Genomic DNA, 13483 nt, shown 5'->3' on the forward strand with positions numbered 1-13483 from the left:
ACGCATTTTGCCACCCATGCCAGCCGGAACGATCGCCGCCGATCCTGCGATCCGTGTGCGCCCCGATATCGCGATCGTCGCGCAGAATGTCACGCTTTCGCTCGGCAGCCGCCAGGCCCCGACCGACATCCTCAGGGGCATTGACCTCGACATCGCCGCGGGCAGTTCGGTTGCGATCCTCGGGCCGTCGGGGTCGGGCAAGTCATCGCTGATGGCGATCCTGTCGGGCCTCGAACGCGCAAGCGGTGGCCGGGTCGAGGTGGCCGGTGTCGATTTCACGTCGCTGGACGAGGATGGACTGTCGCGCGCACGGCGGGGCCGGATCGGGATCGTTCTCCAGGCCTTTCACCTCCTGCCAACGATGACCGCGCTGGAGAATGTTGCGGTGCCGCTGGAGTTGGCGGGTGTGGGCGATGCGTTCGCGCGGGCGGAGGCGGAGCTGGCCGCGGTCGGGCTCGGCCATCGCCTGACTCATTATCCGGCGCAGTTGTCGGGCGGCGAGCAGCAGCGCGTGGCGATCGCCCGCGCCGTCGCTCCCGCGCCGGCGATCCTCTTCGCCGACGAGCCCACGGGCAATCTCGACGAGGCGACGAGTGGGGCAATCGTCGAGCTCTTGTTCGAGCGGCAGCGTGCCGCGGGCGCGACCCTGGTGATGATTACGCACGATCCGTCGCTGGCCACGCGCTGCGATCGGGTAATCCGGATGCGTGACGGCCGCATCGTCGAGGACAGCGCCGCTTGAGCCCCGCCGCGCTCTGGCGGATCGCCCGCCGCGACCTCCATGCGGGCTTCCGCGGCCTGCGCCTCCTGTTCGTCTGCCTGTTCCTGGGCGTCGCGACGCTGGCGACGATCGGCAGCCTGACTGCTTCGATCTCGACCGAGCTGTCGGCGCGCGGTCGCGTGATCCTGGGCGGTGACGTCGAGGTGGCGATGACGCAGCGCGAGGCGGGGGCGGCCGCGCTTGCGGCGATGCGGGAAGGGACGACGGGCTTCTCCAAGACCATCCGGCTGCGCGCGATGGCGAACGGACCGGCGCGGGCGGGCACGCCGGGCGCGGTGCTGACCGAGCTGAAGGGCGTCGATGCCGCCTATCCGCTCACGGGGACGCTTCGGCTGGCGAGCGGCCGCTATGCGCCGCTCGGGCCCGACACGATCGTCGTCGATCGAGCGCTCGCCGAGCGGTTGTTGCTGCGCGTCGGCGACCGGCTGCGCTATGGCACCGCAGGCTTTCTCGTCGCCGGGATCATCGCCGAGGAGCCCGACCGCGTGAGCGAAGGGTTCACCCTCGGCCCCGTGGCGATCGTGTCGCTCGAGGGGCTCCGGCGCACCGGGCTGGTCCAGCCGGGTGCGCTCTACGAGGCGAAGTACCGGCTGACGCTCCCCGCCGCGACGCCGCCATCGGGGGTGGTCGATCGGCTGAAGGCGCGGTTTCCGGCCGAGGGATTCGAGACCAAGACACGAGATCGCGCGGCGCCGGGGGCCGACCGCTTCTTCCAGCGGCTCGGCCAGTTTCTAGGGCTGATTGGCCTTGCCGCGCTGGTGATCGCCGGGATCGGCGTCGGCAACGGTGTGGGCGCGTACCTGACCGCCAAGCGGGGCGGCATCGCGACATTGAAGGTGCTCGGCGCGACCAGCCGCGATATCGAGCGCCTCTATCTGATGCAGATCGGTGCGGTGTCGCTCGTCGCGGTGGCGAGCGGGCTCGCGGTGGGCGCGGCGTTGCCCGCGGTGATCGTTGCGCTGGTCGGGGATCTGCTGCCGGTCAGGCCCGCGGTCGGCCTCCACCTGCTGCCCCTCCTGACGAGCGCGGCGTTCGGGCTGCTCATCGCGTTCGCCTTCGCGCTCCCCCCACTTGCCCGCGCGCGGTCGATGCCGGCGGCGGCGCTGTTCCGCGAGGGGGTCGAGCGGCGCGGCGGGATCGAGCGGCGGACGGTCGCGCGGGTCGGCGTTGCCGCGGCGGGGATCGTGGCGCTTGCGATTCTCAGCGCGCGCGATCCGCTGTTCGCGGCGGCGGTGCTGGGAAGCGTCGCGGGCGTGCTGCTGCTGCTGGCCGGGCTCGGCTGGGCGATCCGGCGGCTGGCGGCGCGGGTGCCGCGGCCGAGGGCGCCGCTCGTCCGGCTGGCGGTCGCCAACCTCCACCGCCCGGGCGCGCAGACGGGCGCGCTCGTCGTCGCGCTTGGCCTGGCGCTCACCCTGTTCGTGACGCTGGCGGCGATCCAGACCAGCCTCGATGCCGAGATCGCCCGCGCCGTCCCCGCCCGCGCGCCCGACCAGTTCGTGCTCGACGTGCCGAGCGACCAGCGCGCGCGCTTCGAGCGGCTCGTCAAGGCCAATGCACCCGAGGCAGCGCTCAACATCGTCCCGTCGCTGCGCGGCACGATCGTTGCCTATGCCGGCACCCGTGTGGCGGAGCTTGCGCAGATTCCCGACGACGCCTGGTTCCTGCGCGGCGAGCGCGGCGTCACCTATTCGGCGACTCTGCCGCAGGGGAGCGTGCTGACCGCGGGCAAATGGTGGCCCGCCGATTACCAAGGCCCGCCGCTCGTGTCGCTGGACCGCGAGGCGGCGGGGGCGATGGGGGTGGAGGTCGGCGACACGCTGACCGTCAGCATCCTCGGCCGCGAGATCGAGGCGCAAATCGCCAATTTGCGCGAGATCCACTGGGAGACGCTGGGCTTCAACTACATCATGGTCTTCTCGCCCAACACGCTCGCCGCGGCGCCGCACAGCCTCACGGCGACGATCGAGATGGACGACGCGAACCAGGGCGCGGTGACGCGTGCGCTCCTCGCCGCCTTCCCCTCGGCCTCGATCATCGCCACGGCGGAGATCGTGGGGCAAGTGCGCACGATCCTCGATCAGATGGCGGCGGCGATCCTGCTGTCGGCATCGGTGGCGATCCTGGCGGGCATTGCCGTCCTGATCGGTGCGATCGCCGCGAGCCGGGCGGCGCGCACCTATGACAGCACGATCCTCAAGACGCTGGGCGCGACACGGGCTCAGGTGCTGGGCGCGCAGGCGATCGAGTATGCGCTGCTGGCGGCGGTGCTGGCGCTGCTGGCGCTAGGCTTGGGCGGCGGGGCCGCGTGGTTCGTCATCGTCCGCGTGTTCGACTTCGGCTGGGCGCCCGACTGGGGCGTAGTGCTGGGGACGCTCGGGACGGGCGCGCTGCTGACGCTCGGCATCGGACTGGCGGGGAGCTGGCCGGTCCTCTCGGCGCGTCCCGCAGCGGTACTGCGCCGGCTCTGATTAACCGCCGCGGCGCGGCCGCCCGAGTGATAAATGGTGCAGGGACTCGGATAAGGATCGTCCCATGCGCCACATTGTCGCGCTGCTCGCCGCCAGTTTTCTCGCCGCGCCCGCGCTCAGCCAGGGCGGCGGCCCCTACAGCGTCGAGGGCGGCGGCAGCTATGCGAGCCTGCAGGACGCGGTGAACGCGATCGGCGGCGGCAGTGGCACGATCCGTATCGCGCCGGGCCGCTATCGCGATTGTGCGGTGCAGACCGCCGGCCGGATCGCCTTCGTCGCCGAACCGGGCAAGGTGGTGTTCGACGGCGCGATCTGTGAGGGCAAGGCGACACTGGTGCTGCGCGGACAGGGGGCGAAGGTCGACGGCATCGTCTTCACCCGCACCTTCGTCCCTGACGGCAACGGCGCCGGCATCCGCATCGAGACGGGCAATCTGGAAGTGGTGAACACGATGTTCGTCGACGGCCAGTGCGGCATCCTGTCGGCCGAGGATCCGTCCTCGACGATCAGCATCGACAAGACGACCTTCGCGCGGCTCGGCAAGCATCCCGACGGCACCGGCGCCCACGCGCTCTATATCGGCAACTATGGCGGCCTCAGGGTGACGCGCAGCCGCTTCGAGCAGGGCACCGGCGGCCATTACGTCAAGAGCCGCGCACCGCGGATCGAGATCATCGACAACAGCTTTGACGACAGCCGTGGTCACACCACCAACTACATGATCGACCTGCCCAACGGGGCGAGCGGTCGGATCGCCGACAACAGCTTCGTCCAGGGGCCGGACAAGGAAAACTACTCGACGATGATCACCGTCGCGCCCGAGGGGATCGAGCATTCGTCGCGTGGGCTGGTAGTCGAAAACAACCGCGCGAGCCTTGCCCCCGCCTTTAAATACGAAACGGTGTTCGTCGGCGACTGGGCCAAGGACGGGGTGATAGTGCGCGGCAACACGCTGGCGCCGCGGATCAGGGAATATGCGACGCGCTGACCTTCTCGACTCCCGTGTCGGGGAGGGGAGTCACGCGAGGCGTCCGCCAAGCCATGTCCCGAGATACTCGAGCGCCGCAAGCCGCCGCCAAACGGCGCTGTCGGTGACGCGCTCGACATGGAAGAAGCGGCGCATCACCGGCATGTCGAGATCGATGACGCGGCGCATATAGTCGGGCTCGAGCAGCCCGCCATGCTCGTCGCCCATCGGCCGAAGCCGCCGCTGAATGGCGTAGCTGCGCTGGCGGAGCCAGGTGGGGCGGATTCGCGACGACCATTCGGCGCGGCGATGTCGCCGGTCGGGGCCGCTTGCGAAATCATGGCCATAGGCGGAGGGTTGCGCCGCAAGCGCGGGGTCGATCGCGGTCAGCAGGCGCGATTCGAAATCCCCCGCCTGCTTGAGCGCCATCGGCAGCTTCATCGCCTCTGCAACGACATGCGGGTCGAGGAACGGCATCGCATAGGCGCCCTGCCGCGATTCGAGGCTGATCTCGCGCCCGAACAGCGACCGGCAGCGGACGCGGGGATAGGCCTGCTCGATCCATTGCCGCGACAGGCGCGTGGTGGCGGAGGGGGCGCCGAGCGCCTCGGCGATCTTGCCCTCGACAACGCCGAGAAAGGACTGCGCGTCGAACAGGTCGGTCGTATCGCGTGCGTCGAAGCGTGCGAAGAAGCTGCGCGCCACCGTCCGCGACGACAGTGGCCGGTCGGGCAGGAAGAAGAAGTCGCGCCACACCTCGCCGCAGCCGCCCGACGCCGCCAATCCGCCGCCGGCATGCCGTTTGTTCCGCGCCCAGACGGCGCCGCCGTTGTCGAAGATGTTGCCGAACGTGGGGAGCGCGTCCCACGCCCTGAAATTGGACTCGACCACCGCCGGGAATGCCTCGGGCGTGGGCGAGAACGCCCCGTCCTTGTCGACCCATTCGACGTCGAAGCCGAGCGCGTCGCCCATCGCTTCCGCGATCAGCACATCCTCGTCGTCGCGCGCGCCGTACACGTAGAGGGCGGGATCGACGCCCTCGGCGCGCAGCGCGGCGAGGAGCAGGCGCGAATCGAGCCCGCCCGAGAGCGGCGCATGAACGGTACGGAAATGGCCGAGATGCGCACGAACCGTGTCGGACAGCGCTGCACGGTGGTGCTCGATCCGATCGCCGAGCGGCTCGTCGGTCGGGAGGTCGGGCAGCGGGCGGTCGTAGCGATGGCGGACGCTCCCACCGGGCGTCAGTTCGACGACCGCGCCGGGACCGAGCGTCTTCAGCTCGGCGAAGACCGTGTCGTCGCCAACAGGCACGACATTGAAGGCGTACTCGTAGACGCCCTGTGGATCGAAGCTGACCCGCGGCAGCGACACGAGTGCAGCGGTCAGCGAGGTCGAGAAGACGGTGTCGCCGAAGTCGTGATGCAGCTGGTGCGCGGCGAACCAGTCGCAGAACGCCCAGGCGCGCCCGTCCTTGACCAGGAGCGCGCTGAACTGGCCGCCGAGCCGCGACCAATCGGGGTCGCCGCCGCGATACTCGTCGAGCAAGGCCGCCAGCGCCGCGGTGCCGATGCGTCCTGCATAGGTGAGCGTGCCCGCCACCGCGACCAGATCGTCACCGGCTTGATGCCATGTCGCCGGTCCGCCCTGGACGTAAGCATAGTGCAGCCCCGACCAGCCGGGAATTTCGATCTGCGTCGGCTGGCCGAAGCCGTGATCGCCATATTGCCGGGCGGCGGCGTCGATCCGCGCGCGCGCGCGATCGGGATCGTCCGCGCGGGTGAGATAGAGTCCGGCCATGCAGGTGGCCTAGCGCGGCATGCTTAACAAAGCGAATAGGGGTGGGGGGGCGGATGCGTGTCCGCCGGTCGCATCTCGCGGCAATACCCCCGGCGAAGGCCGGGGTCCCGTCGAGCGGCGCGTCCTCCGCAGCGTGCCGAAGGTGAGCCCAGGCCTTCACCGGGGTACGAGATGGAAGCGCGAGACGCTCCCTCGACACGTCACCCCGTGAAGGGCAAGGACTACGCTTTTTTCGCGACCGGTTTCTTTGCCGTGGCTTTTTTCGGTGCTGCGACCTTCGGCGCCGCCTTCTTCGCGGGTGCTTTCTTCTTCCCGCCCTTCTTCGCCGGGGCCGCTGCCGCGCGCGCGTCAATCAGCGCCGTCGCCTCCTCGAGCGTCAGCGCGTCCTTGTCGGCGGTCTTGGGTAGTGTCGCGTTGGTGGTGCCGTCGGTGACATAGGGGCCGTAGCGGCCCTCCATCAGCTTTACCTCGCCGCCGCTGGTCGGATGCGTGCCCAGCACCTTGAGCGGTGCCTGCGCCGCCCCGCGCGCCGGCCGGCCGCCGCCCGCTGCCGCTTCGGCGAGCTTCACGACTGCGGCGTTCATGCCGGTCTCGAACACCTCGGCGGTCGAGGCGAGGCGGGCATATTTGCCCGCATGCGCCAGATAGGGGCCATAGCGGCCGATCGAGGCGGTGATCGGCTCGCCGCTCTCCGGGTGCGCGCCGATCGTCCGCGGCAGGCTCAGGAGCTTGAGCGCCATTTCGAGATCGAGCTCGCCGATATCCTTGGGGATCGACGCGCGCTTGGCCTCCTTGCCCTCGCCGAGCTGGATATAGGGGCCGAACCGACCCGACTTGCGCTCGACCGGCAGGCCGGTTTCGGGATCGTTGCCCAGCGTTTCCGGCCCCGTATCCTCGCCCGCCTCGCCGCCCGGCTGCGCGAAACGGCGGGTATATTTGCACTCGGGATAGTTGGAGCAGGCGACGAACGCGCCGAAGCGGCCGCCACGCAGCGCCAGCCGCCCGTTGCCGCAATTGGGGCAGAGCCGCGGGTCCGAGCCATCGGCCTGTTTGGGGAAGAGATAGGGTTCGAGGAACTTGTCGAGCTCGGCGGTGATGTCGCTCGGCTTCTGTTCCATCACCTCGTCGGTGCGCGGGCGGAAGTCGCGCCAGAAGTCGGCGAGAACCGACTGCCATTCGGCGCGGCCGCCCGACACGTCGTCGAGCTCCTCCTCAAGCCCAGCAGTAAAGTCGTAGCTGACATATTTCTCGAAGAAGCGCTCGAGGAAGGCGGTCAGCAGCCGGCCGCTTTCCTCGGCGAAGAAGCGGTTCTTCTCGACCCGGACATATTCGCGGTCCTTGAGCACCTGAATGATCGACGCGTAGGTCGAGGGGCGGCCGATGCCGAGCTCCTCAAGCCTTTTCACCAGCGAGGCTTCGGAGAAGCGCGGCGGCGGCTGGGTGAAATGCTGCTCGGCGTTGACGCCATGCCTGGCCGGCGCGTCGCCGGTGCGCAGGAGCGGCAGGCGGCGGGAGTCCTCGTCGCCCTCGTCATCCCGGCCCTCTTCGTACAGCGCGAGATAGCCGGGGAAGAGCACGACCTGACCCGTCGCGCGCAGCATGTGGCGGCCGGTGCCGTCCTCCATCTCGATCGCGGTGCGCTCCATCCGGGCCGAGGCCATCTGGCTGGCGAGCGCGCGCTTCCAGATGAGGTCGTAGAGGCGCGCATGGTCGCCGGTGCCGACGCGGTCGCGGCCGAAGTCCGTCGGGCGGATTGCCTCGTGCGCTTCCTGCGCGTTCTTCGCCTTGGTCTGGTATTGGCGCGGCTTGTCGGGGACATAGCCCGCGTCATAGCGATGCGCGATCGCCGCGCGCGCGGCCTGGATCGCCGAGCCGTCCATCTGGACGCCGTCGGTCCGCATATAGGTGATCGCGCCATCCTCGTAGAGGTTCTGCGCGACCCGCATCGTGTGGCTCGCCGAGAAGCCGAGTTTGCGCGCGGCCTCCTGCTGAAGGGTCGAGGTGGTGAAGGGCGGCGGCGGATTGCGCGTCGCGGGCTTGGTCTCGACCGCGGTGACGGTAAAGCGGCCGGCCTCGACCGCCGCCTTGGCGCGCATCGCGGTGCCCTCGTCGCCGATCGACAGGCGGTCAAGCTTCTCGCCCTCGAACCGCGCGAGGCGGGCGGTGAAGCGGGTGCCGTCGGCCTCCATCTCGGCCAGCACGGACCAGTATTCCTGGGGGGTGAACCCCTCGATCTCGCGCTCGCGCTCGACGATCAGGCGGAGCGCCACCGACTGGACGCGGCCCGCCGACTTGGCCCCCGGCAGCTTGCGCCAGAGGACGGGCGAGAGCGTGAAGCCAACCAGATAGTCGAGCGCGCGTCTGGCGCGGTAAGCGTCGATCAGGTCAGTATCGAGTTCGCGCGGAGCCTTCATCGCCGCAAGGATCGCGGGCTTGGTGATCGCGTTGAAGGTGACGCGCTCGACCGCCTTGGGCAGCGCCTTCTTCTTGGCGAGCACCTCCTGCACGTGCCAGCTGATCGCCTCGCCTTCGCGGTCAGGGTCGGTGGCGAGGATCAGGCGGTCGGCCTTCTTGGCTTCGTCGGTGATCGCCTTCAGCTGCTTTGCCTTGTCGGCGTAGGTTTCCCATTCCATCGCGAACCCCTCATCGGGGTTCACCGACCCGTCCTTGGGCGGCAGGTCGCGGACATGGCCGTAGGAAGCGAGGACGCGGTAATCGCCGCCCAGATATTTCTCGATGGTTTTCGCCTTGGCGGGCGATTCGACGATGACGAGCTGCATGGAGGCGAAATGGTCCCTTACGTGTACGCGCGAGGATGGGGAGCCGGTACGGTGGGCGTCAACCCGTCGATCGTCGATCCGAAGCGGAGGCAGCAATCACAGGCCGTTAACCCGACTCGGGGCAGGGTCGCGAGCGTGACTGCGATGTTGCCTCCGATCGCGTCCTATGCGCGGCTGATCGGCGAACATGCCGAGATCGCGGCGCGCGCCGCGCGGCTGACGGCGGCCACGATCGACAGCGATCCGGTCGAGGTCCGCGACGCACTCGACGAACTGGCCGACGCACTGGTCGATCACCTCGCCACCGAAGACCGCGAGGTCCACCCGCGCCTCATGACCGCGCGCGACGGCGCGACGCGGTGGGCGGCAGAGGCAGCCCGGCAGCGCTACGAGACGCTGGCGGACGACTGGATCGCGCTGATCGGGCACTGGACGACGCCGCGCATCGCCGCCGATCACAACGGCTTCGCCTCGGCGTCGGCCGTGCTGATCGCGCGCCTTCACGACCGCATTCGCGAGGAGGACGACCTCCTCTATCCCGCGGCACTCGCGACGGGGCAGATGGCGCTGAGGGGATAGGCGCGATCGGACCGCGTCACGCGAGGCTCACCCGTGCGCCGGCATGGCGCTCCAGCCGTCCCGCCAGTTCGAGCTCGAGCAACACCGTCTGGACGATCGCGGGGGCGAGTCCGGACTGGCGGATCAGCTCGTCGATCGCGACCGGCACCGGGCCGAGCAGGCCGGTGATCGCGGCGCGCTCGCGGTCGCTGGCGTCCTCGGGCGGCGAGGCGCCCCAACCCTGCACCGGCGAGCGCAGCGCGCGCAGGTCGATTGGGCGGAGCTGTTCGAGGACATCGGCGGCGGTCTGGATCAGCGTCGCGCCCTCGCGGATCAGCGAATTGCAACCCTGCGCGCGCGGGTCGAGCGGGCTGCCGGGCACCGCCATCACCTCGCGCCCCGCCTCTGCAGCCAGTCGCGCGGTGATGAGCGAGCCCGATCGCGGCGCCGCCTCAACCACCACGGTCCCTTGCGCGGCGCCCGCGATGATGCGGTTGCGCTGGGGGAAGAAGCGCGCGAGCGGCTGGGTGCCCGGCGGCTGCTCGGCGATCAGCAGGCCTTCCTCGCCGATCCGCGCCTGCAGCCCCTCATTCTCGGGCGGAAAGGCGATGTCGATCCCGCTCGCGATGACCCCCACCGTCCCGCTGCCGATCGAGCCCTGATGCGCGGCAGTGTCGATCCCGCGCGCCAGGCCCGAGACGATCGTCACGCCCGCCTGTCCCAGTTCCTGAGCCAGGCCGCGTGCGAAGCGGCAGGCGGCGGCCGAGGCGTTGCGCGCGCCCACCATCGCCGCGCTTGGCCGCGTGAGCAGCGACAGGTCGCCGCGGACGATCAGCACCGGCGGCGCGCCATCGGCCTCGGCCAGCAGCGCGGGATAGTCGGGGTCGCCGGTTAGGCAATGGCGCGCGCCGGCCTTCGCCACGCGGCGCACCTCTTCGTCGATGCGGCGCGGGTCGGCGGGTTCGATCGGCCTGCCGGCGCCTCGCGCGGCGAGCATCGGCAACGCCTCCAACGCGGCGGCGGCGGTGCCGAACCGGGCGAGGAGCTGTGCATAGCCGACGGGCCCGACGCGGTGCGTGCGCGCGAGCCGGAGCCGCGCGCGGCGCTCGGGATCATCCACGCTTGCCGCTGCCGATGCGCGGCTCGGTCCCGCTCGCCAGCCGGTCGATATTCTCGCGGTGCTTCCACAGGACGATGAGCGCGAGCGCGAGCAGGACGAGGACGATGTCGAACCGCCCGAACCATGCCGCCGCGACCGGCGCGCTGATCGCCGCGCTCATCCCCGCGACCGAGGAGATGCGCACGAGCGCCAGCAGGCCGAGCCAGACGACGGCATAGACCGCGCCGACCGGCGGGCTGAGCGCAAGGGCGATGCCCATCAGCGTCGCCACCCCCTTGCCGCCGCGAAAGCGCAGCCAGACGGGATAGCAATGGCCGAGGAACGCCGCCGCGCCCGCAACCGGCGCCAGACCGGGCCAGACCGCCACGACGATCCAAACCGCCGCTGCGCCCTTCAGCGCGTCGAGCAGCAGGGTTGCCGCCGCCAGCCCCTTGCGCCCGGTACGCAGCACGTTGGTCGCGCCGATATTGCCCGAGCCGATCTGGCGCAGGTCGCCCGCGCCCGCTGCCCGCGTCAGGATCACGCCGAACGGGATGCTGCCGAGAAGATAGCCGATCAGGAGCGCCGCGACGGGCGGCAGCCAGATGATCTCGGTGGTCATGATCGGCACCCCATTGCCACGGGCTTTAGGGCAGGGGGGCACGGTCGCGCAACGATCTCGATCAGCGATGCTCGGTTGCGCGGCGGTTGTCCGCTTGCGGACCGAACGCTAAGCGCCGCCGCGATGAGCGACGCGCGGCCGATCCTGTTCTTCGATTCGGGGGTGGGCGGCCTGTCGGTCCTCGCGCCAACGCGCGCCCTGCTGCCGACCGCGCCGATCGTCTATGCCGCGGACAATGCCGGCTTTCCCTATGGGACCAAGACCGAGGTGGAGATCGCTGCGCGCGTGCCGGCGCTGCTTGGCCGACTGGTCGAGCGGGTGCGGCCGCGGCTGGTGGTCATCGCTTGCAATACCGCCTCGACGATCGCGCTGGCGGCGGTGCGCGATGGGCTCGATCTGCCCGTGGTCGGCACGGTGCCGGCGATCAAGCCTGCCGCCGGGATGAGCGTCACCCGCGCGATCGGCGTGCTCGGGACCGAGGCGACGGTGCGCCAGCCCTATGTCGACGATCTTGCCCGGCGCTTCGCCGCCGACTGCACTGTCGTGCGCCACGGATCGGCGGCGCTGGTCGCGCTGGCGGAGGCCGAGCTGGCGGGCGAGCGGCAGCCTGACGCCGCCTATGCTGAAGTGCTGGCGGGACTGCTGGGGCAGCCGGGGGGCGAGGTGATCGACGTCGTCGTCAATGCCTGCACCCACTTTCCGCTGGTTGCCGACCGACTGGCGGCGGTCGCGCCGCGCCCGCTGACCTTCGTCGATGGCGGGCCGGGAATCGCGCGCCGGATCGCGTTCCTGACGGAGGGGCAGGGCTGGCCCGACGCGCCGGTGCCGGGGCGGGCGATCTTCACCCGGCTCGACGAACATGCGCGGGCGCTGGCGCCGGCACTGGCGCGCTATGGGCTCGAGACGATCGAGGCGCTCTAGCGCTTGAAGATGACGGCCGGCAGTCGGAGCGCCGCGAGCATCGCCAGCCCGAGCAGGCCCACGAACGCCGCGCCGCCCGGGTAAAGTCCCGCCAGCCGGGCGCTCGCGCCATCACCCGCCGTGAAGTAGGCCGCGCCGATCAACGCCACGCCCGCCGCGCCGCCGATTTGCTGCGCAGTCTTGAGCGTGGCCGAGGCCGCCCCCGCCTGTGCCCGGTCGACGTCGGCGACGATCACGGGCGGTAATGGCCCGGCGAGCATGCCCATGCCTAGCCCCGCGACCGCCAGCAGGGTGATCGTCGCGGCGTCGCCGGCCTGACCCCCCGCGACGCGCGTGAGCACCGCGAACCCCGCCGTCGCCAGCACCATCGCCCCCGCGACGAGGAGCTTTCGCCCGAGCCTCGGCAGCCAGCGCCGGCCGATCACGCTGATCCCCGCCATTACCCCGAGCCCGAAGGGTATGTGCGCGAGTGCGGTGTCGAGCGCGCTGAATCCCAGCCCCTGCTGCAATGCGACCGCGAAAATGAGGAGGAACCCCGCCGACGCCGCCGAAAAGGCGAGCACCGCGACGAGGCCCCAGAAGAAGGTCGGCAGCCTGAACAAAGCGGTGGCGATCACCGCCGAGCCGAGCTTCGCCTCGCGCGCTTTGGCATGGAACCAGCCCCCGGCGACCAGCGCCGCCCCCGCCGCGAGCGCCGCGATGGTGAGCGGCGGCCAGCCGCGCTCCGGCCCCTCGATCAGCGCGGCGAGCAGGGCGGCGAAACCCGCCATGAAGATTGCCGCACCGACGATGTCGATACGAATGGTGGCTTCAGACTTGAGCGACGGCACGAAGCGCCATGCCGCGAGGAGGGCAGCCGCGCCGATCGGCACATTGACGAGGAAGATCGCGCGCCAGCCGAGCCCCATCACATCGGCATCGATCAGCAGCCCGCCCGCCACCGGCCCGAGGATCGCCGCAAGCCCACCGAGCACGCCGAACCAGGCGAGCCGCGCGACGCGCTCGAGCGGGCTATAGAGGAGCTGGACGATCGCCATCACCTGCGGTGCCATCATCGCGCCCGCTGCCCCTTGGATCAGGCGCGCGGCGACGAGCTCGTCGGGGGTGCGCGACAGGCCGCACAGGCAAGAGGCGGCGACGAACGCGGCGATGCCGATGCCGAACATCCGCCGATAGCCGAAGATGTCGCCCAGCCGACCGCCGATCAAGAGGAGCGAGCCGAGCCCCAGGAAATAGGCTGCGGCGATCCACTGCATCGCGATGTCGCCCGCCCCCAGCCCGCGGCGGATCTGCGGCAACGCGGTGTTGACGATCGTCGCATCGGCGACCTCGAGTACGAAGGCGGCAAGGACGGTGGCGAAGGCGAGCGTGCGCCGCCAGTCGCTGCGCCCGGCCGATACCGGCGCGGCTTCGATGGTCGACACAGGGCGGCTCCCCTTCCGCTGAAATAGAATATGCCTTCTATTATTGACGTGGACGCGCTAAGCGTC

At 70.4% G+C, this 13483-nt stretch carries 10 protein-coding genes; 5 read left to right on the top strand and 5 right to left on the bottom strand.

Annotated features, from left to right (window positions below; all coding sequences use genetic code 11):
- The first annotated feature begins 16 nt into the window (after nucleotides 1-16).
- The 3 genes from COC42_RS10340 to COC42_RS10350 all read left to right on the top strand — a co-directional run bounded on the left by COC42_RS10340 (nucleotide 17) and on the right by COC42_RS10350 (nucleotide 4237).
- Complete coding sequence (locus tag COC42_RS10340) at nucleotides 17-742, top strand: ABC transporter ATP-binding protein (protein ID WP_096343278.1); 726 nt, start codon at nucleotides 17-19, stop codon at nucleotides 740-742.
- Nucleotides 739-3249, top strand: coding sequence for an ABC transporter permease (locus tag COC42_RS10345; RefSeq protein WP_096343279.1), 2511 nt, complete (start codon nucleotides 739-741; stop codon nucleotides 3247-3249). The genes COC42_RS10340 and COC42_RS10345 overlap by 4 nt, the downstream gene beginning before the upstream one ends.
- Nucleotides 3250-3313: 64 nt before the next feature.
- On the top strand, nucleotides 3314-4237 hold the full coding sequence (locus COC42_RS10350) for a right-handed parallel beta-helix repeat-containing protein (RefSeq protein ID WP_096343280.1): 924 nt from the start codon (nucleotides 3314-3316) through the stop codon (nucleotides 4235-4237).
- A gap of 30 nt (nucleotides 4238-4267) precedes the next feature.
- On the opposite strand, the gene COC42_RS10355 is transcribed toward COC42_RS10350, so the two are convergent.
- On the bottom strand, nucleotides 4268-6013 hold the full coding sequence (locus COC42_RS10355) for an asparagine synthase-related protein (protein WP_096343281.1): 1746 nt from the start codon (nucleotides 6011-6013) through the stop codon (nucleotides 4268-4270).
- Nucleotides 6014-6234: 221 nt separating this feature from the next.
- A complete protein-coding gene (topA, locus tag COC42_RS10360; protein ID WP_096343282.1) occupies nucleotides 6235-8793 on the bottom strand; it encodes a type I DNA topoisomerase in 2559 nt (852 codons plus the stop codon).
- A gap of 144 nt (nucleotides 8794-8937) precedes the next feature.
- On the opposite strand from topA, the gene COC42_RS10365 reads away from it, so the two are divergent.
- Nucleotides 8938-9372 carry a hemerythrin domain-containing protein gene (locus COC42_RS10365; RefSeq protein WP_245844213.1) on the top strand — a complete coding sequence of 145 codons (435 nt, stop codon included), beginning with the start codon at nucleotides 8938-8940 and terminating at the stop codon, nucleotides 9370-9372.
- A 16-nt stretch (nucleotides 9373-9388) separates the two neighbouring features.
- Here the strand turns inward: COC42_RS10365 and dprA are convergent, their stop codons facing one another.
- Nucleotides 9389-10471, bottom strand: a complete 1083-nt coding sequence (gene dprA / locus COC42_RS10370) for a DNA-processing protein DprA (protein ID WP_096343283.1) — start codon at nucleotides 10469-10471, stop codon at nucleotides 9389-9391.
- Nucleotides 10464-11072 carry a glycerol-3-phosphate 1-O-acyltransferase PlsY gene (gene plsY / locus COC42_RS10375; RefSeq protein WP_096344131.1) on the bottom strand — a complete coding sequence of 203 codons (609 nt, stop codon included), beginning with the start codon at nucleotides 11070-11072 and terminating at the stop codon, nucleotides 10464-10466. The genes dprA and plsY overlap by 8 nt, the downstream gene beginning before the upstream one ends.
- 123 nt (nucleotides 11073-11195) lie before the next feature.
- Between plsY and murI the strand changes: the two genes are divergently transcribed.
- Complete coding sequence (gene murI, locus COC42_RS10380) at nucleotides 11196-11993, top strand: glutamate racemase (protein ID WP_096343284.1); 798 nt, start codon at nucleotides 11196-11198, stop codon at nucleotides 11991-11993.
- Here murI and COC42_RS10385 read toward each other — a convergent pair.
- Nucleotides 11990-13417 carry an MFS transporter gene (locus COC42_RS10385; RefSeq protein ID WP_141395831.1) on the bottom strand — a complete coding sequence of 476 codons (1428 nt, stop codon included), beginning with the start codon at nucleotides 13415-13417 and terminating at the stop codon, nucleotides 11990-11992. The two genes, murI and COC42_RS10385, sit on opposite strands and share 4 nt — an antisense overlap.
- Between the last annotated feature and the right edge of the window lie 66 nt (nucleotides 13418-13483).

Origin of the sequence: Sphingomonas spermidinifaciens (assembly GCF_002351485.1) — a bacterium.
GTDB lineage: Bacteria > Pseudomonadota > Alphaproteobacteria > Sphingomonadales > Sphingomonadaceae > Sphingomonas > Sphingomonas spermidinifaciens.